Source organism: Streptomyces sp. NBC_01775 (assembly GCF_035917675.1).
GTDB lineage: Bacteria > Actinomycetota > Actinomycetes > Streptomycetales > Streptomycetaceae > Streptomyces.
Window position 1 is genome coordinate 7,844,054 of sequence record NZ_CP109104.1, and the last position, 25,480, is coordinate 7,869,533.

The 25,480-nt window shown below is 70.9% G+C and carries 26 protein-coding genes; 17 read left to right on the plus strand and 9 right to left on the minus strand.

Annotation, left to right across the window (positions count from 1 at the left end; all coding sequences use genetic code 11):
* The first annotated feature begins 205 nt into the window (after positions 1-205).
* Positions 206-1,069, plus strand: a complete 864-nt coding sequence (locus OHB04_RS34620) for a SigB/SigF/SigG family RNA polymerase sigma factor (protein ID WP_326691582.1) — start codon at positions 206-208, stop codon at positions 1,067-1,069.
* Positions 1,070-1,081: 12 nt separating this feature from the next.
* Here OHB04_RS34620 and OHB04_RS34625 read toward each other — a convergent pair whose 3' ends face one another.
* On the minus strand, positions 1,082-1,531 hold the full coding sequence (locus OHB04_RS34625) for a DUF5707 domain-containing protein (protein ID WP_326691583.1): 450 nt from the start codon (positions 1,529-1,531) through the stop codon (positions 1,082-1,084).
* Between the two features lie 686 nt (positions 1,532-2,217).
* On the opposite strand from OHB04_RS34625, the gene OHB04_RS34630 reads away from it, so the two are divergent.
* From OHB04_RS34630 to OHB04_RS34655, 6 genes are all read left to right on the plus strand, one after another.
* A complete protein-coding gene (locus OHB04_RS34630; protein ID WP_326691584.1) occupies positions 2,218-4,392 on the plus strand; it encodes a catalase in 2,175 nt (724 codons plus the stop codon).
* A gap of 109 nt (positions 4,393-4,501) precedes the next feature.
* Positions 4,502-5,701 (plus strand): cytochrome P450 family protein, encoded by a 1,200-nt coding sequence (locus OHB04_RS34635; RefSeq protein WP_326691585.1) that lies wholly within the window; start codon positions 4,502-4,504, stop codon positions 5,699-5,701.
* A 124-nt stretch (positions 5,702-5,825) separates the two neighbouring features.
* The gene (locus tag OHB04_RS34640; protein ID WP_326808996.1) at positions 5,826-6,026 is read left to right on the plus strand and encodes a hypothetical protein; all 201 of its coding nucleotides are present in this window, start codon (positions 5,826-5,828) and stop codon (positions 6,024-6,026) included.
* Positions 6,027-6,107: 81 nt separating this feature from the next.
* Complete coding sequence (locus tag OHB04_RS34645) at positions 6,108-6,881, plus strand: serine/threonine protein kinase (protein ID WP_326808997.1); 774 nt, start codon at positions 6,108-6,110, stop codon at positions 6,879-6,881.
* Complete coding sequence (locus tag OHB04_RS34650) at positions 6,874-8,511, plus strand: serine/threonine-protein kinase (RefSeq protein ID WP_326808998.1); 1,638 nt, start codon at positions 6,874-6,876, stop codon at positions 8,509-8,511. The genes OHB04_RS34645 and OHB04_RS34650 overlap by 8 nt, the downstream gene beginning before the upstream one ends.
* 466 nt (positions 8,512-8,977) lie before the next feature.
* Positions 8,978-10,411 carry an FAD-binding oxidoreductase gene (locus OHB04_RS34655; protein WP_326691589.1) on the plus strand — a complete coding sequence of 478 codons (1,434 nt, stop codon included), beginning with the start codon at positions 8,978-8,980 and terminating at the stop codon, positions 10,409-10,411.
* Positions 10,412-10,468: 57 nt separating this feature from the next.
* Here the strand turns inward: OHB04_RS34655 and OHB04_RS34660 are convergent, their stop codons facing one another.
* Positions 10,469-11,188 carry a FadR/GntR family transcriptional regulator gene (locus tag OHB04_RS34660; protein WP_326691590.1) on the minus strand — a complete coding sequence of 240 codons (720 nt, stop codon included), beginning with the start codon at positions 11,186-11,188 and terminating at the stop codon, positions 10,469-10,471.
* 79 nt (positions 11,189-11,267) lie between these two features.
* Entirely contained in the window at positions 11,268-12,053 is a 786-nt protein-coding gene (locus OHB04_RS34665; RefSeq protein WP_326691591.1) for an SDR family NAD(P)-dependent oxidoreductase, read from the minus strand.
* Positions 12,054-12,162: 109 nt separating this feature from the next.
* Here OHB04_RS34665 and OHB04_RS34670 point away from each other — a divergent pair, with 109 nt between their 5' ends.
* The 5 genes from OHB04_RS34670 to dgoD all read left to right on the plus strand — a co-directional run bounded on the left by OHB04_RS34670 (position 12,163) and on the right by dgoD (position 18,683).
* The gene (locus tag OHB04_RS34670) at positions 12,163-14,178 is read left to right on the plus strand and encodes a beta-galactosidase (protein ID WP_326691592.1); all 2,016 of its coding nucleotides are present in this window, start codon (positions 12,163-12,165) and stop codon (positions 14,176-14,178) included.
* Between the two features lie 114 nt (positions 14,179-14,292).
* Positions 14,293-15,624, plus strand: a complete 1,332-nt coding sequence (locus tag OHB04_RS34675) for an ABC transporter substrate-binding protein (protein WP_326691593.1) — start codon at positions 14,293-14,295, stop codon at positions 15,622-15,624.
* The gene (locus OHB04_RS34680; RefSeq protein WP_326691594.1) at positions 15,621-16,607 is read left to right on the plus strand and encodes a carbohydrate ABC transporter permease; all 987 of its coding nucleotides are present in this window, start codon (positions 15,621-15,623) and stop codon (positions 16,605-16,607) included. The genes OHB04_RS34675 and OHB04_RS34680 overlap by 4 nt, the downstream gene beginning before the upstream one ends.
* Positions 16,604-17,530, plus strand: coding sequence for a carbohydrate ABC transporter permease (locus OHB04_RS34685; protein WP_405803044.1), 927 nt, complete (start codon positions 16,604-16,606; stop codon positions 17,528-17,530). The genes OHB04_RS34680 and OHB04_RS34685 overlap by 4 nt, the downstream gene beginning before the upstream one ends.
* Positions 17,531-17,534: 4 nt before the next feature.
* The gene (dgoD, locus tag OHB04_RS34690) at positions 17,535-18,683 is read left to right on the plus strand and encodes a galactonate dehydratase (RefSeq protein WP_326808999.1); all 1,149 of its coding nucleotides are present in this window, start codon (positions 17,535-17,537) and stop codon (positions 18,681-18,683) included.
* A 57-nt stretch (positions 18,684-18,740) separates the two neighbouring features.
* Here dgoD and OHB04_RS34695 read toward each other — a convergent pair whose 3' ends face one another.
* The 6 genes from OHB04_RS34695 to OHB04_RS34720 all read right to left on the minus strand — a co-directional run bounded on the left by OHB04_RS34695 (position 18,741) and on the right by OHB04_RS34720 (position 21,587).
* Entirely contained in the window at positions 18,741-18,908 is a 168-nt protein-coding gene (locus OHB04_RS34695) for a hypothetical protein (RefSeq protein ID WP_326691596.1), read from the minus strand.
* Entirely contained in the window at positions 18,905-19,081 is a 177-nt protein-coding gene (locus OHB04_RS34700; RefSeq protein ID WP_326691597.1) for a hypothetical protein, read from the minus strand. Before OHB04_RS34700 ends, OHB04_RS34695 begins: the two co-directional genes overlap by 4 nt.
* Positions 19,071-19,238: a hypothetical protein gene (locus OHB04_RS34705; protein WP_326693146.1), complete on the minus strand. Its 168-nt coding sequence runs from the start codon at positions 19,236-19,238 to the stop codon at positions 19,071-19,073. The genes OHB04_RS34700 and OHB04_RS34705 overlap by 11 nt, the downstream gene beginning before the upstream one ends.
* Positions 19,235-19,585 carry a hypothetical protein gene (locus tag OHB04_RS34710; RefSeq protein WP_326809000.1) on the minus strand — a complete coding sequence of 117 codons (351 nt, stop codon included), beginning with the start codon at positions 19,583-19,585 and terminating at the stop codon, positions 19,235-19,237. The genes OHB04_RS34705 and OHB04_RS34710 overlap by 4 nt, the downstream gene beginning before the upstream one ends.
* 97 nt (positions 19,586-19,682) lie before the next feature.
* On the minus strand, positions 19,683-20,864 hold the full coding sequence (locus OHB04_RS34715; RefSeq protein WP_326809001.1) for a helix-turn-helix domain-containing protein: 1,182 nt from the start codon (positions 20,862-20,864) through the stop codon (positions 19,683-19,685).
* A gap of 78 nt (positions 20,865-20,942) precedes the next feature.
* Positions 20,943-21,587 (minus strand): HAD family hydrolase, encoded by a 645-nt coding sequence (locus tag OHB04_RS34720; protein WP_326809002.1) that lies wholly within the window; start codon positions 21,585-21,587, stop codon positions 20,943-20,945.
* Positions 21,588-21,719: 132 nt separating this feature from the next.
* Here OHB04_RS34720 and OHB04_RS34725 point away from each other — a divergent pair, with 132 nt between their 5' ends.
* The 5 genes from OHB04_RS34725 (at position 21,720) to OHB04_RS34745 (ending at position 25,479) form a co-directional block, all read left to right on the plus strand.
* On the plus strand, positions 21,720-21,878 hold the full coding sequence (locus tag OHB04_RS34725) for a hypothetical protein (protein WP_326809003.1): 159 nt from the start codon (positions 21,720-21,722) through the stop codon (positions 21,876-21,878).
* A gap of 128 nt (positions 21,879-22,006) precedes the next feature.
* Positions 22,007-22,378: a hypothetical protein gene (locus OHB04_RS34730; RefSeq protein ID WP_326809577.1), complete on the plus strand. Its 372-nt coding sequence runs from the start codon at positions 22,007-22,009 to the stop codon at positions 22,376-22,378.
* Complete coding sequence (locus OHB04_RS34735; RefSeq protein ID WP_326693147.1) at positions 22,290-22,490, plus strand: hypothetical protein; 201 nt, start codon at positions 22,290-22,292, stop codon at positions 22,488-22,490. The genes OHB04_RS34730 and OHB04_RS34735 overlap by 89 nt, the downstream gene beginning before the upstream one ends.
* A 317-nt stretch (positions 22,491-22,807) precedes the next feature.
* On the plus strand, positions 22,808-23,281 hold the full coding sequence (locus tag OHB04_RS34740; protein ID WP_326691601.1) for a hypothetical protein: 474 nt from the start codon (positions 22,808-22,810) through the stop codon (positions 23,279-23,281).
* A 26-nt stretch (positions 23,282-23,307) separates the two neighbouring features.
* The gene (locus tag OHB04_RS34745; protein ID WP_326809004.1) at positions 23,308-25,479 is read left to right on the plus strand and encodes a hypothetical protein; all 2,172 of its coding nucleotides are present in this window, start codon (positions 23,308-23,310) and stop codon (positions 25,477-25,479) included.
* Position 25,480: the final 1 nt, after the last annotated feature.

A 25,480-nucleotide genomic window follows, 5' to 3' on the forward strand; every position in this document is an offset into this window, starting at 1 on the left:
CGGCTACCCGGCGTAGAGCGGGGGAATACAGCGGGACAACCACTGTGAGCTGCGAGGATGCCCTTCGTTGTGGAGTGTGTCACGGTGAAATCACGCCCCTGATCGGGGTGGCACGACAGTGTGAATCCTGCTGGAAGCGGCACCGGGAATCCGCTTCTTCCTGTCTTGCACAGCACCCGATGTGAGACGCGGGAGTGAGCAGACCATGAGCAGCACCGAGCTTCGTACGAACAAGAAGCAGGCCCCCCGCCGTACCCATCACGACGCGCCGGACACGGCTGCGGACTTCGAGGAACTGGTCAAGCTGCCCGAGGGCCCCGAGCGCCGGCACCTCCAGGAGTGTGTGGTGACCGCCTGGCTCCCGATGGCGCACCGGCTGGCGCGCAAGTTCCGCAACCGGGGCGAGTCGCTGGAGGACCTGGAGCAGGTCGCGGCCCTCGCGCTGGTGAAGTCGGTGGAGCGCTACGACCCCGCACGCGGCAACGCCTTCGAGACCTTCGCCATCCCCACCATCTACGGCGAGCTGAAGCGCCACTTCCGCGACAACATGTGGGAGATCCACGTCCCGCGCAGAGTGCAGGACCTGCGCAACCGGGTCCGGGCGAGCCTGCGCGAGCTGGAGCTGACCGCTTCCGGCCACTCACCCACCGTGGCCGAACTCGCCGCCCACGCCGGGCTGTCCGAGGAGGACACCCTCGCGGGCATGGAGGCCCTCCAGTGCTTCAACTCCCTCTCGCTCGACGCCCCCGTCTCCCCGGAGACGGGCAGCGGGGCCGAGGGTTCGGCCGACGGCACGATCTGTCTGATGGACACCCTGAGCGCGGACGAGAGCGGCTACGACCACGTCGTGGACCGCGAGGCGGTCAGGGCCGTGCTGTGCCGGATGCCCGAGCGCGAACAACTCCTGCTCTACCTGCGCTTCTTCCGGGAACAGACGCAGACGCAGATCGCCCGCAGACTGGGTGTCTCCCAGATGCACGTCTCCCGCCTGCTGGCCTCGGCCTGCCGCCGCGTACGCGAGGAGATCGAGGAGGAGGAGCGCACCCGCACTCCTCGCGCCGCGGCCTGAGCGCGTCGCCGGTCAGCGCGTGACCTTGAAGGACGCGGCCTTGGGCACGAAGACCGTGTCCCCGTCCTTGGCCTTCGCCAGGGCGGAGACGTGCCAGGTGCCCTTGGCCAGTTCGGCGGCGTCCTTGGAGGTGACCTTGAGGACGTAGGAGCACTTGTACGTCTCCTCCGAGGACTTCTTGCACGTGGCGTTCTCGGCGTCCGCCATTTCCTTCTCCTTGGGCTTGAGGTCCGAACTCTTGGGCCAGGCCAGGACCTTGAGGCCGCGCGCTCCCGAGTCGTCGGTCACCTCCGCTGTGAAGGTGAGCGAGCCCTCGGCCTCGGAGGTGGGGGCGGTGTAGCGGGCCGAGCTGTTGTCCACGGTCAGTTCGGCGGGGGAGGTGGCCACCGCGACGCCCCCGATGGCGATACCGCCGACAGCGACGGCACCGATGACTGACGAAACAACGACGCGCTTGGACATGAGAATCCTCCGTGGAAATGTCACCGTGAAGACCGGTGCCTGTATTTGTTCAATCGCCGTGCGGAACCATTCCGTTGCTTCGGCTGTTGGTTGCCGCCGCGTTCCTGATGTGATCGAGACTATGGCCGCGGCGGTGTGCGGTCCTCCGGCTCTGGGATGAACACCTCCTCCAACCAGAGATAGAGCGCGGCACGGCCTCGTCTCCTCCGGGCACGCAAGATCCCTGGTGGCAGGGCATGCCAAGGGAGTGGCCGGCGGGTCGGGGGTTTCCGTCACTCCAAGTCCTTCGACCGTGGAAAAGGCCGAGGAGGGTTTCCGCGGCTCGGGTCGACGGCGCCGGCGGGAACAATTCCCGCGACGCGGGGAGAGTCCGCCCCGATGGTCGACCGGCCCCAGTCAAAAGGAAAAGCCGAGGTCAAGACCCGAAGTCGAGGCCGCCTCTCGTCAATAAGTCTGGACCAAGAAAATCCCGGCTCGTCCGCCTCTTTCCGCCGCACGGTGGCGTGCGTGCTGCCACCCATCGGCGGGCTCTTCCCCGCCGCCCCGTTTCGCTCCGCGCGGCGAGGGTTATCCCTGCCGGGACCCCCACCCCCGCAGCCGGAGGAACCATGGCGCGCCCGCCGCACGAGTACGAGTCAGCCGACGGACCCCGCATCCCGGGACGCCCGGGACCGGAGGTCCCGCGGATGGACGAGCCGACCACTCCGTGCGAGCCGCTGCCGCCCAAGCAGGACCAGTCCGGCCCCGAGGTCTACTCACCCACCGGGTCCCCGGCCGACGCCGACCCCGGGGTACGGGCACAGGCGGGCGCGTATCTGACCACCGCTCAGGGGCTGCGGCTGCCGGACACCGACCACTCCCTCAAGGCCGGTGAGCGCGGGCCCGTCCTGCTCCAGGACCACCATCTGCGGGAGAAGATCACCCACTTCGACCACGAGCGGATTCCCGAGCGGGTGGTGCACGCGCGGGGTGCCGCGGCGCACGGGGTCTTCCGGGGCTACGGCACGGCCTCCGCCGTCACCAAGGCGGCCTTCCTCGGCAAGGACATCGAGACCCCGGTCTTCGTACGTTTCTCCACGGTGCTCGGCTCCCGCGGCTCCGCCGACACGGTGCGCGACACCCGCGGCTTCGCGACGAAGTTCTCCACCTCGCAGGGCACCTTCGACCTCGTCGGGAACAACATCCCCGTCTTCTTCATCCAGGACGCCATCAAGTTCCCCGACGTCATCCACGCGGGCAAGCCGCACCCCGACCGGGAGATCCCGCAGGCCCAAAGCGCCCACGACACCTTCTGGGACTTCGTCTCCCTGCACACCGAGGCCACCCACCACACCATCTGGAACATGTCCGACCGGGGCATCCCGCGCTCGTACCGGATGATGGAGGGATTCGGCATCCACACCTTCCGGCTGGTCAACGAGCAGGGCGCCACCACGCTCGTGAAGTTCCACTGGAAGCCCAGGGCCGGGGTGCACTCGCTGGTGTGGGAGGAGGCCCAGATCGCGAACGGGGTCGACCCCGACTTCCACCGGCGCGACCTGGCCGACGCCATCGAGGCCGGCGCCTACCCGGAGTGGGAGCTGGGCATCCAGACGTTCCCCGACACCCCGGACCAGACCTTCGAGGGGGTCGACCTGCTCGACCCCACCAAGATCGTCCCCGAGGAGTGGGCGCCGGTGCGGCCCATCGGGCTGATGACGCTGACCGCCAACCCGTCCAACTACTTCGCCGAGACGGAACAGGTCGCCTTCCACCCCGGCCACCTCGTGCCCGGCATCGACATCACCGACGACCCGCTGCTGACCGGACGGCTGTTCTCCTACCTGGACACCCAGATCAGCAGACTGGGCGGGCCCAACTTCGCCCAGCTCCCGATCAACAGGCCCCACACGCCCGTCAACGACATGCTGCGCGACGGCATGCACCAGACGGCCGTCCACTCCGGGGTCGCTCCTTACCACCCCAACTCCCTGGACGGCGGCTGCCCCTTCCAGGCCGGCGCCGCCGAGGGCGGTTACGTGGAGGTGCCATTGGCCGTGGGCCCGCAGGCGCCCAAGGTGCGCGAGGCCCCCGCCTCCTTCGACGACCACACCAGCCAGCCCCGCCGCTTCTGGCTCAGCCTCACCCCGGTCGAGCGCGAGCACGTGATCGCCGCGTACACCTTCGAGCTGAGCAAGTGCTACGAGAACACCGTCAAGGAGCGCAACCTGCGCGTGCTGGCCGACATCGACCCCGAGCTGTGCTCCCACGTCGCCGCCGGCCTCGGCATGCCCGCGCCGGAGCCCTCCGCACCGCTCGCCCAGGTCGAGCCCAGCCCCGCGCTCTCCCAGCTCGGCGACTCCTGGCCCGTCGACGGCCGGGTCGTCGGCATCATCGCCGACGAGAACAGCGGCCCGGCCCTCCTCGCCCAGCTGCGCGGCTCGATCCTGGAGAGCGGCATGGTCCCGCTGGTGGTCGCCCCGCACGGCGGAGAGCTGACGGGCGGCGGCGCCGAGCCCGTGGTCGTCCAGCGCACCTTCGCCAACGCCCGCTCCATCGAGTTCGACGCCCTCCTGGTCGCGGGCGTCCCCGCCGAGGGCGTCGACGCGTACGGGGCACGCGATGTGAAGGCGGGTCAGGGACTCGTCAGCGAGGCCACCGACCCGCGCGTGCTGCTCCTGTTGTCCGAGGCGTACCGGCATGCCAAGGCGCTGGGCGGCTGGGGCGGAGGCGGCGACGTGCTGAGCGCGGCGGGCTGCCCGGACGGCCTGCCCGGCATCGTCGTCGGCGACGACCCGGGCGCCGTCCTGGCGCGGGTGACCGGCCTGCTGGCCACGCACCGCGTGTGGGACCGCTTCCCCACGGCGTCCTTCGGACGCTGACGGGCCGAACGGGAGCCCCCGGGCGGCCCCTTGTCCGGCCCCGGCGACTCCGGGCGGCCGAATGGGCCATGATGGCCGTGCCACCAGGGCCGTCCGACGGAGACACGAGATGACCGCACTGCCGCAGCCTTTCGACGAGGCGTTCCGCGCCATGCCCCACGCGGTGTATGCCAAGCTCAGGGAAGAGGCGCCCGTACACAGGGTGGCCCTGCCGGACGGGTCGCCGGCGTGGCTCGTCACCCGCGACGAGGACGTACGCGCGGGGCTGGCCGACACCCGGCTGTCCGTCGACAAGGCCCACGCCCGGGAGGGCTACCAGGGCTTCTCCCTCCCGCCCGCGCTCGACGCCAACCTCCTCAACATGGACCAGGCCGACCACCTACGGCTGCGGCGCCTGGTCTCGCAGGGCTTCACGCCCCGCCGCACCGAGAGTCTGCGCGGCGGCGTCCAGGCCGTCGTCGACCGCCTCGCGGACGACCTCGCCGCGCGCTTCGAGGCGGGCCAGGAGGCCGACTTCGTCCACGACTTCGCGACCCCGCTGCCGCTGACCGTCATCTCCGACCTCTTCGACGTCCCCGAGGCCGACCGGCGCCCCTTCGCCTCGTGGGTGACCACGATGCTCGCCCTGGAGGACCCGCGCGCGGTCGCCGGGGCGATCACCTCGATGCACGGCTTCCTGCGCTCCCTGGTGGACCGGCGCAGAGCGGCACCGGGTGACGACCTGCTCTCCGGGCTCATCCAGGCCAGGGACGAGGGCGACCGGCTCTCCGAGGACGAGCTGTGTTCCCTCGCCTTCCTCGTCCTCGGCGCCGGTATCGAGAACGTCCAGCACACGCTCAGCGCCGGGATCCTCGCCCTGCTGCGCGACCCCGGCCAGCTCGCGGCGCTCAGGGAAGAGCCCGCGCTGCGCACCGGCGCCGTCGAGGAACTGCTGCGTCTCGCGCACCCGAACCTCACCGCCATCCGGCGCTTCCCGAGGGAAGAGGTCGAGTACGGGGGCTTCACCATCCCCGCGGGCGACACCGTCCTGCTGTGCCTGGCCTCCGCCAACCGCGACCCCGCCCGCTACGACCGGCCCGACGAGCTGGACATCCGCCGCACCGACAACGCCCACCTCGCCCTCGGCCAGGGCGTGCACTACTGTCTCGGCGCGCCCCTGGCCCGCATGGAGACCGACCTCGCGCTGGAGACCCTGCTCGGCCGCTTCCCCGGACTGCGCCCCGCCGTCGCGCCCGAGCGGCTGGTCTGGCGGACCTCCTTCCGCTCCCACGCCCTCACACGGCTTCCCCTCACCCTGCGCACGGACTGAAGCAGGCAGCGGGCACGCCGGACCGCTCCTTCTCGGCCGGATCATCGAGGCCGAGTGGACGCGGTCCGTCCGCCGCGCCCTGGCCGATCTCGCCGGCCACCTCGTCAGCGGCGCCCTGGCCGGCGTGGCCGAACCGGACGCCGAGACCTGCCGGATCGCCGCGCGGCACGCCCAAATGCCGCCGGAACACCGCCTGTTCACCGACGACGCGGCGGCCGACGTCACCGCGGCGACGGCTCCCGGCGTGACAGGTCTCCACCGCGCCGCGGCCACCGCGCCGGAGACGGCGCTCGCGCCCGTCCTCCGGCCGAAAAGCAGCGCATGATCCCATGGCAGGGAACGAAGCGGTACCTGACAGATGTCAGGGTCGATATAGGATGCCCGCGGCCGAGGGGGGAGGATCACCATGGACACGGTCATCGTGCAACTGCCCGAAAAGGAAGGGCAGTTCGAGGACGCTCCCGCCGACCGGCCCCGCCTGCTCCACCTGGGCCCGGGGGAGACGGCCGAGTTCGGGCGGGGCGAGCCCGGCAGCCCGGTGGAGGTCGCGCTCTCCGACCCCGGGGTCTCCCGCCACGCGGGCCAGATCACCGCAGCTGAGGACTACTGGCGGCTGTCCAACTACAGCGGGCACGTCACCTACGTGGTGGAGAACATGGAGGGCGCGGGGGAGCACATCAAGGTCCCGCCGGGACGGCTGGGCGCCCCCGTGCCGTTCGAGTTCTCCCGGGTGGTGCTGCCCTCCCGCGAAGGCGCCGCCTCGTTCAAGGTGTTCGCGCCCGAGCACGCGTACCTGGACGCCGGACTCGGCTTCCGCGCGGGCGAGCCGACCCAGAGCCCGTTCGCCCTGGACCAGACCTCGAAGTACTTCCTCGTCCTGCTCGCCCTGTGCGAGCCCCGGCTCAGGGACCCCTCCAGCGGCGCGATCCCCGGTGTCGGCGAAGTCCTCGACCGGCTGCGACCCCTGGAAGGCTGCGAGGACCTGACGCGCTCGGCGGTCAACTACCACATCGAGTATCTGGCCACGGTGAAGCTGCGGCTGCGCGAGGACACCGAGGAGCGCCCGGCCGGCACCAGCCGCAAGCGGGCCGAACTCGTCGCGCTCGCCCTGCGCTTCGACCTGGTGCGCGAGGAACACCTCGCTCTCCTGCGCACGGGGGAGGGGCGCGGCGATGGATGAGGCCACCGCACGGCTCGACCTGCCCGCCGGATACCGGGTGGGGGAGTGGACGCTGACCGACCGGCTCGGCGCCGGAAGCTGGGGCGTGGTGTACGCCGCCGAGGACGAGGCGGGCGGCCCTGCGGCCGTCAAGTTCCTGCCGACCCACCTGCTGCCGCCGGGCCAGCGCGAGGCGATGGAACAGCTCGTCCAGCGCGAGGTGCGCTTCAGCCTGGAAGCCGATCACCCGAACGTCGTACGCACCCGCGCGGCGCTGACGCTCCACGACCCCGACCGCCCGGAGCTGGAGGGCGTCACCGCGCTGGTCATGGACCGCGCCGAGAACAGCCTCCAGGAGCTGCTGACCGGCGGATCCACGGGATCGGGCGGCTCCGGCCCCACGGGATCGGGCAGCACCGGTCCCGTACCCGAAGCGGCCCGCGTCCTCGCCGGGGTCGCCGCGGGGCTGGCCCACATCCACGAGCGGGGCTGGGTGCACGGCGACCTCAAGCCAGGCAACGTCCTGCTCGCCCCCGAAGGGCGGGTCTGGCTGGCCGACTTCGGGCTGACCGCCGAGCTGGACGGCACCCACGCCTACGTCCCCCCGCTGGGCTCGCTCGACCATGTGCCGCCCGAATGGTGGTCGGACCGGGAGGGAGGCCGCAGCGTCGTCCGCCCCACGGCGGACATCTGGGCCTTCGGCGTGCTGGCACACCAGGTGCTCACCGGCGGAGCGCACCCCTTCCCCGGCGGCACGGCCCGCGCCCGCGCCCTGGCCGCGCAGGCGTACGCGCGCGGCAGCGCCGAACTCCGCCTCGACAACGGCGTCCCCGCGCCCTGGCACGAGCTGATCGCGGACTGTCTACGTCCCGACCACGGCTCCCGCGCAGCCCTCGGAGCGGCGGAACTGGCCGCCAGAGCCGGCGCGTTGCGGGACAGACCGCCGACAGGTGAGGAAGGACGGCCCGGGGAGGACGCCGGAGGGGACACGGCGGGCGAGGGTGCCGGACCCGAGGGCGCCGGACCGCAGCCGTCAGGGGCCCGCCGCCGTCGTCTCGCCGTGCTGGCGGCGGCCATCGGCGTGCCCGTGGTGGGCGCCGCCGCCGTGGCCGGTGCCCTTTTGGGGGACGGTACGGCAGCTCCCGAGAGCAAGCCCGAGTCCAAGGCCACCGCCTCGTCGAGCCCGGTGGCCGGCGCCCTCCCGGCCAAGTCCGACGTACCGCGCTCCTTGCGGCCGACGATCACCCGCGCCGCCCGGCTGTGCGCGGACGAGGAGGTCACCCCGGCGCTGCTCGCGGCGATGCTCAAGGCGGAGAGCGGCTTCGACGCCAAGGCGAAGCGCCCCGAGACCGACGAGTACGGCATCGCGATGTGGACGCCGTCCGTCTTCAAGGGGTGGGCAGCCGACGGTGACCACGACGGCGACAAGGACTACATGTCCCCGCCCGACGCGATCTCGGCCATGTCCAACTACGTGTGCTGGATGGACCAGCAGTTCAAGAAGAAGGGCCTGCGCGAGGACCTGCCCGGCTTCATGGCGGCCGGATACCGCACCAGTTCGCGCACGGTCATCGAGGAGAGGGGCGTCCCCGAACGCCTCCGCCCCCACGTGAACCGCGTCAAGCGCTACCTGAAGGAGTACTCGCGCTGACCGCGCGGAATGCCCCGCAGGGAGCGCCGCGACCGGTGCGGCCGGCTCCCACGGGGGGCGGGAGGACCCGCGCACGCGCCGGCTCCCCCGAGACCTGGCGCATGCTTGCGGTTCCCCCGTCCCCCATGTCCCCCGAACAGCCCGCCGAGCCCACACTCCGGACGTGTGGTGGCACATCCGGTGCGCGCGGGACTTTCGACCCGGCGAACCCCAGGCGAACTCCGTGCGCGGTGCGGAGCCCCACCGATGATGGTTCCGGGGCCCCGGCGCGCCTTTCCCTCGCCGTGATTCACACACTAGGAACAGCGGAGCCGAAGGGGTACCTGACGAATGTCAGGAGGGCGCCCCGCCTCTCGTCCCGCTTCCCGTCCCGCCTCCTGCCCCGCCCATGACCTGGTCCGACCCGGCGTCACCGCGCCGCGGGCCGTGGGAGAGCATGAGTGGCGGAGACGTGAAGGAGGACGCCATGACGACCGCCGGGGTCCGCGAGGCGCTGACCGCAGCACTTCCGGACAGCAACCTGATCACCGACCCCGACGTGCTGGCCGCGCTCAGCGCCGACGACGCCGAGTGGGCCGAGGCGGGCAGCCCCCTGGCAGCCCTGCGCGCCGCCTCCACCGAGGAGGTCCGGGCGGCGGTGCGGGCCTGCGCCGCGCTGCGCGTTCCGGTGGTCACCCGCGGTGCGGGTACCGGACTGTCGGGCGGGGCCAACGCCACCGACGGCTGCCTCGTGCTCGACCTGTCCCGGATGAACCGGATCCTGGAGATCGACGAGGACAACCTGCTCGCCGTCGTCCAGCCCGGCGTCGTCAACAACGACCTCAAGGCCGCCGTCGCTGAGCGCGGCCTGTGGTATCCGCCGGACCCCGCCAGCGCGCCCTGGTCCACCATCGGCGGCAACGTCGCCACCAACGCCGGCGGGCTGTGCTGCCTGAAGTACGGCGTCACCCGCGACTACGTCCTCGGCCTCGAAGCCGTCATGGGCGGCCCGGCGGGGGAGTACGGCACCGCCGTACGGGTCGGACGGCGCACCACCAAGGGCGTCAGCGGCTACGACCTGACCGGGCTGCTCGTCGGCTCCGAGGGGACGCTGGGCGTCCTCACCGAGATCACCGTGCGGCTGCGGCCCGCCCTGCGCGAGCCCCCGCACACCGTGGTCGGCGCCTTCGACAGCCTGGTGGCGGCGGGCGAGGCCGTCGCCCTGTGCACCCGGCGCGGGCTGCGCCCGGCCGCGCTGGAACTGCTGGACCGCGCCTGCATGGAGGCCGTAGAGGACTGGAAACACCTGGGCATCGAAGCGGGCGCCGCCGCCCTGCTGCTGGCCCGGGTGGACGACCCCGGCCAGGCGGGGACCGACGAAGCGGCGGCCGTGGCGCACGCGTTCAGCGAGGCCGGGGCGCTGTGGGCGGAGCGCTCCACCGACGAGATCGAGGCGGAGGCGCTCTTCGAGGTGCGCAGGCTCGCCTACCCCGCGCTGGAGCGGCTGGGGCCCGTACTGACCGAGGACGTGTGCGTGCCGCGCTCGGCGGTGCCCGCGATGCTGGCCCGCACCGAGGAGATCGGCAAGCGGCACGGCGTCCGCGTCGCCACCATCGCGCACGCGGGCGACGGCAACCTCCACCCCCTGCTGATCACCCCGCCCGGCGACGACGCGGCCCGGCGCGCCGCGCAGGCGGCCTTCGAGGAACTGCTCACCGAGGCCGTCGCGCTGGGCGGCACCGTCACCGGGGAACACGGCGTCGGCCTCCTCAAGCGCGGCGGGATGCGCAGCGAACTGGGGCCCGAGGTCTGCGCGGTGCAGCAGGCGCTCAAGGACACGCTCGACCCGCTCGGCCTCTTCAACCCCGGGAAGGTCGTCGGAGGGGCGGCGGAACCGGAGCCGGGAGCCAGCACGCGCTGACGAAGGCGCGAGCCCGGCAGGGCCCGGACGAGAAGCCCCAGATCCAAACGAGACGCCCTAGAAGTCCCGCAGCTCGGCCAGGTCCTGGGCGGCCTGGTGGAGCAGGGCGCGCATGGCCGCCTCCGCCGCGTCCGGGTCCTGGCCGCGTACGGCCTCCAGGACCGCGCGGTGGCTGGGAACCGGGTCCTCCGGGTGATGGCCGGGGCCGTGGACCAGCCGGTCCCGGGCCGCCAGACCGGTGGAGATGACCATCTCCATGCGCTCCAGCAGCTCGTTGTGGGAGGCGGCCAGCAGGGCGCGGTGGAAGGCGAGGTCCGCCTCGACCGCCTCCGGAGCGCCGTTGTCCGCCGCGCCCATCGCCGACAGCGCCCCGTCCAGCGCGGCCAGATCGGCGTCCGTCCGGCGCTCCGCCGCCAGCCGCACCGACGCGGGCTCGACGATGCCGCGCACCTCGTCCAGGTCGCGCAGCAGCGGCGGCCCGGCGTCGGAGGAGGCGGTGGCCGAGGACTGGAACTGCCAGCGCAGCACGTCGGCGTCCAGCAGGTTCCAGTCCGAGCGGGGGCGTATGAAGGTGCCGCGCTTCTGCCGGGCGTCGACCATGCCCTTGGCCGCCAGCACCTTCAACGACTCGCGCAGCGCGGTCAGGCTGACGCCCAGCTCCTCCTGGAGCGCGGCGAGATCGAGCGTGGCGCCCTCGGCGAGCCCACCGGCGAGCACCTGGTGCGCGATGGCCTCCACGGTCTGGCCGTGGATTCCCCGGCGCGCGTACCTGGCCACCGGCCACACCTTCCCTTCTGTACGACGGCAGCCTGACAGCTGCGTGACGGCCGCACGACCGACCCGGACACCCGCCCCGTCAGGCCGACGACTTTACGACGCTCCAGCCACCGTCCACGACCAGGCTCGTTCCGCTGACGTACGAGGCTTCCGGTGCGGCCAGGAAGGCGATGGCGGCGGCCACCTCGGACGGGTCGCCCAGCCGCCGGGCCGTCGTCTGCTCGGCGCTGGCCCTGCGCTCCTCCTCGGGGACCCTGTCCCACAGCCGGGTCAGCACGGGCCCCGGCAGCACGGCGTTGACCCGTACCCGAGGCCCGTACTCCACGGCGAGCTGGCTGCTGAGCGAGAGCAGGCCGCCCTTGGCCGCGGCGTAGGCGGGGTGTCCGGGGATGCCGTGGCGGGCGTGGACGGAGGAGACGAGGACGACCGCACCCGGGAGGTCGTGCGCGCGCAGGCCGGGCAGACAGGCGCGGACGCCGAGGAAGGCGGCGGTCAGCCCCACGTCGAGCTGCCGCTGCCAGGAGTCGGTGGCGGTCTCGTGCGCCGGTGCGACCTCGACCTTCACCGCGTTGGAGACGAGGACGGAGACCGGGCCGAAGCCGTCCGCCGCGCGAAGGACGCGGGCCCAGCCCTCCTCCGTCGCCACGTCGGCGGCCAGGGAAGCGGCCCTCCCGCCGTCGGCCCGCACCGCCTCGGCGACGGCGGCGGCGCCGGCCGCGTCGATGTCGGCGACCACGACGGCCGCGCCCTCGGCGGCCAGCCGGTGGGCCGTGGCGGCGCCGATGCCCGCCGCCGCGCCGGTCACGACGGCGCATTGACCGGCGAACCTCGGGATCTGTGCGTTCCTCGGGATCTGTGCGCTCATGGCAGGAGCCTGGGTCGTCAAAAGAAGCCCGTCAACAACTATTAATAAAAAAGGAGTTCTTGTACGGTGCGGCGTCATCAGCGAACTCGTCGTGAGGGGCGAAGCACCCATGACCGCAGACACCGGCCGCATCCACTTCGGCGGCGACTACAACCCCGACCACTGGCCCGAGGAGGTCTGGGCCGAGGACATCCGGCTGATGAAGGAGGCCGGGGTCTCCATGGTCACGGCCGGGATCTTCTCCTGGGCACGCGTCGAACCCCGGCCCGGTGCCTGGGACTTCGGCTGGTTCGACCGCGTCATGGACAACCTCGGCGACGCCGGGATCCGCGTCTGCCTCGCCACCATGACCGCTTCGCCGCCGCCCTGGCTGAGCGAGCTGCACCCCGAGATCCTCCCGCAGACCGCCGAGGGCGTCCGCAAGTGGCCGGGCTCGCGGCAGCACTACTGCCCCTCCAGCCCGGTCTACCGCGAGCACGCCGTCCGCCTCGTCGAGCAGCTCGCCATCCGCTACGCGGACCACCCCGCGCTGGACACCTGGCACATCGGCAACGAATACGGATGCAGCAATCCCGTCTGCCACTGCGACGTGTCGGCCGCCGACTTCCGCCGCTGGCTGCGCGAGCGCTACGGCACCGTCGGGGGCCTCAACACCGCCTGGGCCACCACCTTCTGGTCGCAGCGCTACGACACCTTCGAGCAGATCCTGCCGCCCCGTACAACCCCCACCCACCCCAACCCGGCCCAGGTGCTGGACTACGCGCGCTTCAGCGACGACGCGCTCCTCCAGTGCTACCTCGCCGAGAAGGAGGTGCTGCGCCGCGTCACCCCAGGGCTGCCCATCACCACCAACCACATGCCGCACCACAAGCCGGTGGACCCCTACGCCTGGGCCCCGCACGAGGACGTGCAGTCGCTGGACTTCTACCAGGAACCCTTCGACAGCGAGACCCACCTCGAGGCCGGTGCCGCCTTCGACGTCACCCGCTCAGCCGGTGCCGGGCGCCCGTGGATGCTGATGGAGCAGGCCCCCAGCGCCGTCAACTGGCGGGCCCGCAACAGCCCCAAACCGGCCGGGAAGATGCGGCTGTGGAGCTGGCAGGCCGTCGCGCAGGGCGCCGACGCGGTGCTCTACTTCCAGTGGCGGCAATCCCTGGGCGGTGCCGAGAAGTTCCACTCCGCGATGGTGCCGCACGGCGGCACCGGCACCCGCGTCTTCCGCGAGGTGTGCGAGCTGGGCCGGGAGCTGGGCTCCGTACCGCAGCTCGCCGGCACCCGGCCCGCGCCCCAGGTCGCGCTCGTCATCGACTGGAACAGCTGGTGGGCGCTGGAGCAGAGCTCTCACCCGTCCTCGGCGCTCAGCCAGAAGGAGACGCTGCTGCGCCACTACAAGCCGCTGTTCGAAGCGGGCGTCCCCTGCGACATCGTCCCGCCCGACCGGGATCTGACGGCGTACAAGCTGGTGGTCGTCCCCAACCTGTACCTGACGAGCGAGGCGACCGGCGCCGCGCTGACCGCGTATGTGCGCGGCGGCGGCCATCTGCTGGTCTCCTACTTCACCGGCATCTCCGACGAGTGCGACCGCGTCCACCCGGGCGGCTACCCCGCGCCGCTGCGGGAGGTGCTGGGCCTGCGTGTCGAGGAGTTCTGGCCGCTGGCGGAGGGGCAGCGCCTCGCGTTGCGCGGCGCACTTGACGAGGGGCCGGGCGACGAATTCGGCGGCGGCGACCTGTGGTCCGAGGCGATCGACCTCGAAGGGGCCGCCGCCGTGGCCGAGTTCGGCGACGGCGAGCTGGCCGGACGACCGGCCGTCACCCGGCACGCGTACGGCGACGGGGTGGCCTGGTACGCGGGGACGCGCCTGGACGCCATGACGACACGCGCGCTGATGGACCGGGTGCGCGAGGACGCCGGTGCCGCGCCCGTGGTCGACGGGCTGCCCGAAGGCGTTCAGGCCACCGTCCGCGAAGGCGCGGGCGGCCGTTTCCTGTTCCTGCTCAACCACGGCGAGGTCGCGGCCCGGATCGTGCTGCCGGCTCCGGGACGCGACCTGCTCGGCGACCCGGCCGAGGAGATCACCAGCCTCACCCTCCCCGCTCGCGGAGTGGCTGTGGTGCGGCACTGACGCTGTGCCCGGCCGGCCCGTACCGGCCGCGCGCCGCCGCGGACAGACCTTCCCCCGGGGCGGCACCCACGCGAGCCGCCGGCAGCGGCACCCGCGCACTGACAAGGAGGTCAGATGCCCACCCGAAGGAAAGTCCTGGCATGGGGCGCCGCGGCGGCCACCGCCACCCCCGCGCTCGCCGCCTGCGGCGAGTCGGCGGGCGCCGCCCGTATGACGACGGCCACCCGGCGCAGACCCGGTCAGAAGGTCCGGCTCGTCTTCTGGACCTGGGTCCCGCTCCAGAAGGCCGCCGCGCTGTGGAACAAACACCACCCCGACATCCAGGTCGACGTGCAGACCGTGCCCGCCAACACCTCGGGCGGCTACCAGAAGATGCACTCCAGCCTCAAGGCGGGCGATCCGCCCGACCTGGCGCAGATCGAGTACTGGGCGCTGCCGGAATTCATGCTCGCCAACGGCCTCACCGACCTCAGCGAATACGGGGCCGACAAGCTCAAGGACAGCTACGTCGACTGGCAGTGGAAGCAGGGCGTCTTCGCCGGCCGGACCCACGCCATGCCGCAGGCCTCCGGCCCCATGGGCTACTTCTACCGCAAGGACCTGTACGAGAAATGGGACGTGGAGGTCCCCAGGACCTGGGAGGCCTTCCGCGAGGCCGCCGTGAAGATCAAGAAGCGCGGCGGCGGCTCCCTCATCACCGCCTTCCCGCCCGCCAACGCCCAGTGGTTCTCCTCTTTCCCCTGGCAGCGCGGCGCGCACTGGGTCCGCGTCGAGGACGACACCTGGGTTGTCGACCTGACCGGCAAGGAGTCCATGGAGGTCGCCGCCTTCTGGGACGGCATGCTGCGCGACAAGCTCCTCGCCCCGATCCAGGACTCGCAGTCCGCCTTCTTCAAGGGCCTTCAGACCGGCCAGCTCGCCAGCTGGCTCGGCGCCCAGTGGCAGGACGCGCTGGTACGCGGCAACGCCCCCGGCACCAAGGGAAAATGGCGGGTGGCCGAGCTGCCGCAGTGGCAGGCGGGGGAGCACGCCTCCGCCAACTGGGGCGGCTCCTCCACCGCGATCCTCCAAGGCTCCCGCCACCCCGTGGAGGCGCTGAAGTTCGCGCACTGGCTCAACACCGACCCCGCGAGCATCGACCTGCTCGTCGCCGCCGGATACGGCTGGCCGGCGGCCAGGATCGACCTGAAGAAGTCGGCGCTGGGCAAGCCGGATCCCTTCTTCGGCGGCCAGCGCTACAACGAGGTCTTCCAGGTGTCCGACCGGAACGTGGACACCTCCTGGCGCTTCTCCCCGACCACCACACAGTCCTTCGCGCACATCCAGGACAACATCGGCCGGGTCGTCGCCGGGCACGGCAGCGTCCAGGACGCGCTCAGGGACGCGCAGGAGAAATTCGTGGACGACCTCAAGGCCAAAGGGCTGAAGGCGAGGAGCGCGTCATGACGATCCCGTCGCAGCCCGGCACCGCGAAGTCCGCCTCCTCCGCCACCGCCGCCCCGGCCGCTCCCACGGCCCCGGCCGCCCCGCGCCGTCGTCGCGCCCGTCCCGACCGCAAGGCGTGGCGCTTCCTCGGCCCGTTCCTCGCGGTCTATCTGTTCGCGATGATCCTGCCGATCCTCTACGCGGTCTACCAGAGCATGCTCAAGATCGAACGCACCGGACCGATGGGCTTCGGCAAGCCCACCGTCGGCTTCGCCGGGTTCGAGAACTACTCCCTCGCCCTCCAGCAGACCTCGTTCCTGGAGGGCTTCGGCCGGGTGCTGATCTTCGGCATCGTGCAGGTGCCGGTGATGCTGCTCCTCGCGCTCGTCCTGGCCCTCCTCCTCGACCAGGTCTCCAACCGGTGGGCGGGCCTGCTTCGGGCCACCTACTTCCTGCCGTACGGCATCCCCGGCGTCATCGCCACCATCTTGTGGGGCTTCCTGTACGTCCCCGGGGTCAGCCCGATCACCGACATGCTGGGCTCGCTCGGCTTCCAGCCCGACTTCCTCGGTTACGACAACATCCTGTGGTCCATCGCGAACATCGTCATCTGGGAGTTCGCGGGGTACAACATGCTGATCATCGTTGCCCAGCTCAAGTCGATCCCGCAGGAGCTGTACGAGGCCGCGAAGATCGACGGGGCCGGGCCCTGGCAGACCGCGCTGCGTATCAAGATCCCGCTGGTGCGCCCCGCGCTCGTCCTGACCTGCGTCTTCTCCATCATCGGCACCATGCAGCTGTTCGCCGAGCCGCTGGTGCTGAAGAAGATGGCGCCCGCCGTCACCAACGACTACACCCCGAACCTCAGCGCGTACTTCGACGCCTTCGCCAACGCCAACGTGTACATGGCCGCGGCGAAGTCGGTGATCCTCGCCGTCGTGGCGATGGCCTTGTCCTTCGGCTTCCTCAGCCTCGTCACCCGCAAGCAGAGGAGTGAGCGGTGAGCGTCACCACGACTCCCACGGGCACCACGCCCCCCGCCGACGAGGGTGAGCAGGCGCGCCCGGCCCCCGCCGTGCGCCGTCGTCGCGCACCGCGGCCCGGCCGTATCGTGCTCGTCGCGGTCCTCGCGATCGCCGCGCTGTACTTCCTCGTGCCCGTCTACTGGCTGGTCGTCGCCGCCACCAAGTCGAACGGCAGCCTCTACGGCAGCTTCGGCTTCTGGTTCGACGCCCCGCAGCTGTGGCACAACCTCGGCAACGTCTTCACCTACAACGACCACATCTATCTGCGCTGGGCGCTCAACTCCCTGCTGTACGCGGGTGTCGGCGCCGCCTTGGCCACCCTCCTGTCGGCCGCCGCCGGATTCGCCCTGGCCAAGTACCGCTTCCGCGGCCGGGAGGCCGTCTTCAAGTTCGTGCTGGCCGGGGTGCTGCTGCCGTCGAGCGCGCTGGCGCTGCCGCTGTACCTGATGTTCAGCAAGTTCGGCCTCACCAACACCTACTGGGGCGTCCTCATCCCCAGTGTCGTCAGCCCCTTCGGCGTGTACCTGTGCCGCATCTACGCCGAATCCGCGGTGCCCGACACCGTGCTGGAGGCGGCCAGGGTGGACGGCGCGGGGGAGGAGCGGATCTTCTTCACGCTGGTGCTGCGCATCATGACCCCGGCGCTGGTGACCGTCTTCCTGTTCCAGTTCGTACACATCTGGAACAACTACTTCCTGCCCCTGGTCATGCTCTCGGACGACAGCAAGTACCCCATCACGCTGGGCCTGGTCACCTGGAAAGAGGCCGCCGACCGGTTCCCCGAGCTGAACCAGTACACCATCGGAGGCGCCTTCGTCTCCGTCATCCCCCTCGCGGTCGCGATGCTCGTCCTCCAGCGCTACTGGCGGACAGGCCTGACCGAGGGCAGCGTCAAGGAGTAGCAACGTGCAGATCACCCGGGTCGAGACCTTCGCCGTGCCGCCGCGCTGGCTCTTCTGCCGGATCGAGACGGACGAGGGCCTGGTCGGCTGGGGCGAGCCCGTCGTGGAAGGCCGTGCGGACACCGTCCGCACGGCCGTGCGCGAGCTGGCGGAGCAGTTCCTCGTGGGCGCCGACCCGCTGCGGATCGAGGACCACTGGCAGCTGATGACCAAGGGCTCCTTCTACCGGGGCGGCCCCGTCCTCTCCTCCGCCGTCGCCGGGCTCGACCAGGCGCTGTGGGACATCGCGGGCAAGGCGTACGGCGCCCCGGTGCACCAGCTTCTCGGCGGGCCCGTACGGGAGCGGGCCCGCGCCTACTGCTGGGTCGGCGGTGACGAGCCGGGGGAGGTGCGGGACCAGATCGCCCAGCAGGTGGCGGCGGGCTTCACCGCGGTCAAGATGAACGGCTCAGGGCGCATGGACCGGCTGCCGAACCTCGCGGACCTGAACGAGGTCGCGGCCCGCGCCGAGGCCGCACGCGAAGAGCTGGGCCCCGGCGGCGACTTCGCCGTCGACCTCCACGGCCGCTTCTCGGTGGCCGGCGCGATCCGGGCCGTCAGGGCGCTGGAGCCGTACGGGCCCATGTTCGTGGAAGAGCCCGTGCTGCCCGAGTACACCCATCTCCTCGCCCGGGTGACGGCCGCCTCGGGGGTGCCCGTGGCCACCGGCGAGCGGCTGTTCTCCCGTACGGAGGTGCTGCCCGCGCTCCAGGCGGGCGTCGCCGTCCTCCAGCCCGACCTCTCGCACGCGGGCGGCATCTCCGAGTCGCGGCGCATCGCCTCGCTCGCCGAGACCTGGGACGTGGCCGTCGCGCCACACTGCCCCCTCGGCCCGCTCGCGCTCGCGGCCAGCCTCCAACTGGCCTTCTGCACCCCCAACTTCCTCATACAGGAGCAGTCGATCGGCATCCACTACAACACCGGCACCGAGCTGCTGGACTACGTCCTCGACCGCGAGGTCTTCCGCTTCCACGAGGGCCACCTGCTGCGCCCCACGGCACCTGGCCTGGGAGTGACGATCGACGAGCGCGCCGTACGGAAGGCCGACGGCAGGGCCGACAGCTGGCACAACCCGGTATGGCGCCACCCGGACGGCTCGTTCGCCGAGTGGTGAGCGCCAGCACCAGAGCGGTGAGAGCGAGCAGGTACAGGGCCTCTTGGTGTCGGCGGTTCACGAGTGCTTGGCCTTCTGGTGGAGAGCCAGAACGTGTTCGTGGATCTCTGCGAGGTCGGGTTCGTCGCGGTTCTTGGCGGAGCGGATCATCTGCTGGTAGTCGGTGCACAGGGCACAGGGGAGCACCTGGCCGTCCGCGCGCGGGGCGCTCGGGTCGGCGGTCACCGGTCGGCCCCCTGTGGGGCCGGGCAGGCGCAGTATCCGGTGAGGACGATCCACGCCAGCGCTTTGAGCTGCGGGTCCTCGCGTGCGGTGACACGCCGGGCCTGCCCGCAGCGCTCACACCGGTTGGCCGCCTTGCGGGCCGCGCGGACGAACACGCCCACGTCACGTGCCATTACGGTCACCCGCCTCGGGGCAGCGCGGGCCGAGGGGGCAGCGGCACGGGGGCCAGCGCATGCTCCAGGCCAGTGGCGGCGGCTTGGTCGTGCCAACGGTGCGCTCGTCCCAGGTGCGGCCGGTGTCGCGGGAGACGCGGATCGTCATGGTGCTCACCACCGCACCCCCGGGCTCGGGCGGCGCTCGGCGTCGTAAGCAGTGCGCTCGACGTCCGTGGCCGGGCGGAGGTCGGCGGTGCGGGCGGTCCACTCGGCACCCCGGGCCGTGACCATGCGGGCCCGGTCGCCGTCGAGCGGCATCTGCACGCGGCCCACCCACGCAGGCCGGGGCGGGCTTGTGCTGGCCGTCGACTCGTCCGCCAGATACGCGTCCTGAGCGGAGACGGTGCCCCCGCTCACTGTCCCGGTAACCGCACCGCAAGCGATGCGCGCTTCCCCATGCAGACGGGCGATACTCACCGTCTGCTGTGCCACCACGGGCACAGAAGGCACGACCTGACTCATGCCAGTCCCCTCTGCCTGTCGGATACGGACATGCAGATGCTGACGCCTGGAGACCGCCACAAGTGCTACAACGTGTAGCAGTCACGTCACCCTATGGTCAGGCCGCCTGGCACCAGCCCGCGAAATTGGACAGGTCCTCGCGGTCAGCCCGCTTGATTCGCCGCAAGGTGGCGACATCTTCCCGCACCCAGGGATGCTCGCGCGTGTGCTGCGGCGCGAAGCGACGCGCCACTTTCAGCGACTCGAACGCATCATCCCGCAGGCCGGCCCACAACTGGGCCCGCGCGACCTCGATGTAGAAACCGGAGCGTCGCTCTGCGGGAAGCTCAGGAGGCGGCGCCCACTCGTGAGCGATGTCCAGCGCCCGCTGGAGATGGGCATCGCCAAGCGAGACGGCGACCGATACCTCATGGATACGCACCGAGGAGGGGCCGAACGCCGTCCCCTCATACACGCCCTCGGGCACTTCGTCACCCAACCGATGCGCCTCATCCAGGTGCAGGGCGGCCGAGTCTGCCCGCCCGGCACGCCCCGCGATGACTGCCGCACGCATGTGCAAGGCACCCCGAGCCACTTTGCTCGGCCCCGTGTCGGGAGCGGGCGCTGCATCCAACGCATGCTCCAGTGCACGCAGCCCGGAATCGTGAGCGCGTGCTGCGAAGAAAGTCTCCGTCCGCACGTACGCCACAGCGGCATCCAGCAGAGGGTCCTCGGCGGCCGGGGCCGCCCACCGCATCAACTCCACCAGCCGGGCGGACAGATCCCGTTCGCCGAACTTGTACGCGACGGCATCCGCCGACCGGTACGCCGCGACCAGTAGCCGCGCCACTTCCACACGCTCCGTTCCTGAAGCGGCATGCAGAGCCCGTGACAGCTCACCCAGCAGTGTCGGGATCTGGCGGGAGATCCGCAGGTACTGCGCCCCCACCCGCCAGGAGACCGCTTCGGACACCGCCGAGTGCAACTCAGGCAGCGCCCGTACCGGGCCGTCCTCGGGCACGTCATACGTCGCAATCGCCCGCGACAGAACGGGCAGTTCCTCGTGTACCCGGGAGTCCGAGCGGGCCCGGTGCCCGAGGAGCCGGGACGGATCGACCGCCAAGGCAGCGGCCAGAGCGTCGAGCACGTGTTCACTCGGGGCGCGGGCGCCACGCTCGACCGACCGCACCATGTGGTACGAGACCCCGGACGTGTCCGCGAGTTCCTGCTGTGTCCTGTTACGCAGGCGACGGAGGGTGGCGATGTTCTGACCAACGTCGTGCCGAGGGTCTGCGGGCAAGATGGGGTCTCCGTTCCGTGCTGCCACATGGAACGGTAGCGCCATCGCCTCACCGGAGCGCGAGCTTCGGCGAGGCGGTCACGTGTGTCTACATCCGAGCAGGTCGCGTAGTTCGAGGATGCCGTCGATTTTCCAGTCAGGGGTGACGTTGGGATCGTCGCTCCAGAGGTGGCCCCACGGCCCTCGGCGGATCAGGCACGCGCGCAGCCCGGCCGCGCGCGCGGGGACGATGTCGTTCGCCGGATGGTCGCCCACGTACAGCGTCGCTGACGGGTCGGTACCAGTTGTCTGGAGGACGCGCTCGAAGAAACCGGGGTCGGGCTTGGCGATGCCCCACTCGGCGGATGTTGAGACGCTGTCGGCAGGAAGATCGAGGGCGCGCAGGAGTTCGCCGGCTCGGACGGTCTGGTTGCCCGCGATGTGGATCGCGTACCCGGCCTTACGGAGGGCGGTGAGACCGGAGCGTACGTCGCCGTACAGGTCGGAGTCGTCCAGATGCTCGGTGACCCCGGCTTGTTCCATTGCCGCGCGCTCTGCCCTCAGGTCGATCCCCGGGCGGAGGAGCCGGACTGCGTCGGCGTTGTCTCTTCCCTGGGCGACGACGGCCCCCACCAGCGCTGAGAGCGTGTGTCGAGGGACGCCGAGCCAGTCGGCCCAGCGTCCCCAGTGGCGGTCGTCGCGGGTGAGGGTCTCGCCGGCATCGAAGACGATGGTGGTAATCATCGAGAGCAGCCTACGGCGGTACCTTGAAGCGTTTGATCTTCAGCCGACCGCAGGCGAGCATGACAGCGACAGACGGAAGCAAGTCCGCCTGACCAGGATGCGGGGCGCGCTCGCCCGGCGCACGGTGGAGGTATGACACCGAAGATCGTGGTGTGCCCGCCCGACACCGAGGGCGGGCGGTGCGTCCGCGTAGACGGGAAGATCCTCGGCAGGGCGTTCAATGTGTACGACGTGCTGGAACTCGCCCAGGGGGTCGGCCTCGACCCCCGTAAGTGCGTCCCTCGACGGTGATCAGCTCTTCGCTTGGAGACCACACCCATTCCGAAGCGGCGCGGGAGGAGTTCAGCCGGGACTACGACGCCTGCACCCACACCGTGTGCGACGTGTCTGCCGAGGTCGCCCGTGGCGTCCGGGCACTCATGGATTCCTACGGATTCCGCTACGCCGCACTGGACTTCCTCGTTAGTCATGCCGGGGTGTGGCACCTGTGCGACGTGAACCCCAACTGGCAGTACGGGTCGATCGAAGAACTCCGCGCCCCGATCACTCGCGTCATCGCCACCTGCGGCCTACCCCGCATCCCGGCGGCATGGCTCGACCAGCTCGCTCCGGGCGGGGCCATCGTGGCCAACCTCGGCTACCGATACCGGCAGGGCGACGGTCCACGTCATCCATCACCCGGCATCCGGAGCATGGGCCCGCATGACCGTGTGCGACGAGGAGGCCCGCATCGACCACGACGGTCCGCACAACCGCAACCTGTGGGACGAGCGGCTTTCCCTCCTGCGTGACTGGGAACGAGCCGGGCAGCCGGGAGTTGAGCGTTACGGCCTCACTGTGCAGGGTCCGGAGCACACGCTGTGGCTCGACACCCCGGACGGGGTCTCCTGGCAACTGCCGTAGGGCTCGGTCCGGTCACCACCGCTTGCGGTCGGACACGCCGCGCCAGCCGGGCCCCGCTCACCCCCCCCGTCCCCTTCTCCCCATGCTCACCATGTGGCCCGGCCGGGCGTGAGCGGACGGGGCCCGTGCCCTGGCGTCTGGGCGTCTCTATGCCTGACGCGTGCCCCGGCCCAGCCCCGACCGGCAAGAGCCATCAGAATCGGCTCAGCCGGATCGTCAACACGCCCTCTCCCATTCGCAGTTGCCAGTCCCACGCATGCACCCCTACGTTGAGAGGCTTGCATCTGTGAGCTGTGTGTACACGGGAGGAACGGCAGATGGCCTGGGAAGAGTGGGAGCAACTGAAGTCCTCGGCGTCGGGACAGGGCTCGACGCACACGCAACTGAACGGCCCCACATCCGGCGGCGGCGGAGCGGACAGCGGCCCGCGCGGGGGGTACCCCTCCTCCGTCAAGGGCGGGCCCAACCTCGTCGTGAACAACGACTCCCTGGGCGCCCTCGGCAACATGGCGTACGACCTGCGCGAACGGATTCGCGTCGACGCCGACCACGCGCGCCCGGCGACGTTCGACGCCTCCATCGAGCTCTTCAACGACGGCCTGGACATGGGCTCCGCACTCACCGAGCTGCACGACGCGTGGACCACCAAGGTGACCACGCTCAAGGACGCGTGCGCCCGGATCTCCAACCACCTCGACTACACCAAGGCGCAGCACAACAAGGACGAGGCCCACGTCCAGGGCGAGGTGTCGTCCATCGCGAAGCTCGACAAGTGGATGCAGAAGGACTGAGGCACACCGGAAGGCGGGACACGGGGATGGGCGCGAAGGCCGACATGCTCACGGTGCGCGAACTGCGCGATCTGCGGCTGGGCAAGCTCAACACGGCGGTGACCGACTGGCGCGAGATGGTCCGCAGGCTCAGGACGATCGCCGACGGGGACGGCGGCGGGGGCGACAAGGGCAAGAGCAAGGGCGAGGTGTCGGCCGCCGGGCTGAGCGGCGCGGCGCGCGGCGCGGACTGGGCGGGCGAGAACGCGGCCGTCACCCAGCAATTCGTCTCCAGGACCGCGGTCGAGATGACCGAGATGGCGGCGGAGGCCGGGGACGTCCTGGGCATTCTCGAATCCGCGCACAAGAAGTTCACGAAGCACAAGGAAGACCTTGAGACCGTCATCGAGGACGTCAAGAAGCAGCACATCCACATCAACGCACAAGGCACGGCGGTCGAGTCCGACGGGACGGCCAAGGCCGAGAAGCCGACGCAGGAGCAGCTCGACGCCGCCGCGAAGCGGATCGAACGCGTGCTGTGGGACGCGGCGGAATCGGACCGCATCGCGGCCCGCGAGCTGCGAGCGATAGCGAAGCGGAAGCACGAGTTCAGCAGCCAGAACGCGGGCAGCCTGAAGGCCGCCGACGCGCGGCAGGGCGAGGAGGACGCCGCGTACTGGACGAAGAAGCTCCACGACCTCGGCAACCATCCCGAGAAGCTCACCGAGCCGCAGCTCAAGAAGTTCAACGAGGCGCTCCGCAACCAGCGCGACAACCCCGCGTTCACCACCACGTTCAGCCAGGTCATGGGGGGCGAGGGCACCCTCCAGTTCTGGCGCTCGCTCGCCGACCCCGGCAAGGGCGACACCCCAACGGGCGCCAGGGCCGAACTGCTGGGCCACGTCCAGGACAACCTGAGCATGACCCTGGCCAACGCCACCCGCCAGAACACGCCGGGCATGCAGGCCTGGGAGGACGAGGTCATCAAGGCCGGCACCAAGGAGTTCGGGCACCCCGGCATCATGTCCAAGGCGTACGGCTTCCAGGTCATGAGCAACCTCATGGGCAAGGGTCAGTTCGACAAGGGCTTCCTGGACCGGTACGGCGACGAGATGCTCAAGTTCGAGCGCGGCAAGGGCAAGGGCCCGGAGGCATGGGGCCTGATGGCGCCGGGCACCGACCTGGACCACTCCAACGACAATTCCCGGGGTAACGACCCCATGACGGGCTACCTCAAGGCCCTCAGCCACAACCCCGACGCCTCGACGGCGGTCTTCAACAACGGGGACAAGGCGGACTATCTCCTGAAGGAGCGCGCCTACTACGACGAGGACAAACTCGACTCCGACGGCGCCGACCCGGACAAGAAGCTCCTCTCCCGCGAGGCCCTGGGCGACGCCCTCTTCGCCGCTGGCAGTGGCATGAACCCGGACGACCCGGCGGCCGAGTACGTCGAGCACCGCCCGGAGCACAAGCAGGTGCTGGAGGGCGTGCTGTCCCGGCTGGCCGACAAGGGTGACGACATGCCGACCGCCATCCGCGACGACATGGCCAGGCTGCTGGGCAACCACGGCGAGGACGCGCACTTGACGATGGGCGGGACAAGCGAGGAGTGGCGGCTTGACCGGAATGACATGTTGGAGGTCACCAAACAGATCTCCCGCGATCCGGACAGCTACCAGGTGCTCAACCAGGCCATGGACAGGGCCATGATGCAGGACATCCACGAGACGACAGAGGACACGGAGGAGTCGAAGCCCCGAGATAGCCTGGACCGGTCGGGCCGCACGGTCGGGTTCCTGGAAGAGGCCCGGACCCGGGCCATCGGTGACAAGACAGCGCAGGAGCTCAAAGACCTGGGGTGGGGTGCGAAGGGCATGGGCGGCTATTTGGTGGTGGGCACGGCCGCCACCGCCGCCTCGCCCTGGCTGCCGCCGACGGTGGGCGGGCACATCGACCACGCCGCGTTCGCGATCAGCAAGGCGCTGGTCGAGGACGAGACCCTCCGCATCCAGGAGGACGGAAGCAAGGACAGCAGTGACGTCGCCGCGCTCCAGGACAAGCGCCTCGAAGCACTCAAGGACGAATGGTACGAGACCAACCGGGACTGGGCGAAGGAGAGGGACGACTACTCGAAGAATCACGGTGCGCTGGCAGAGATCAACGCCGCGGCACAGGACGGGATAGGCGATGCGAAGCGGTACAGAGGAACCCCGTAGG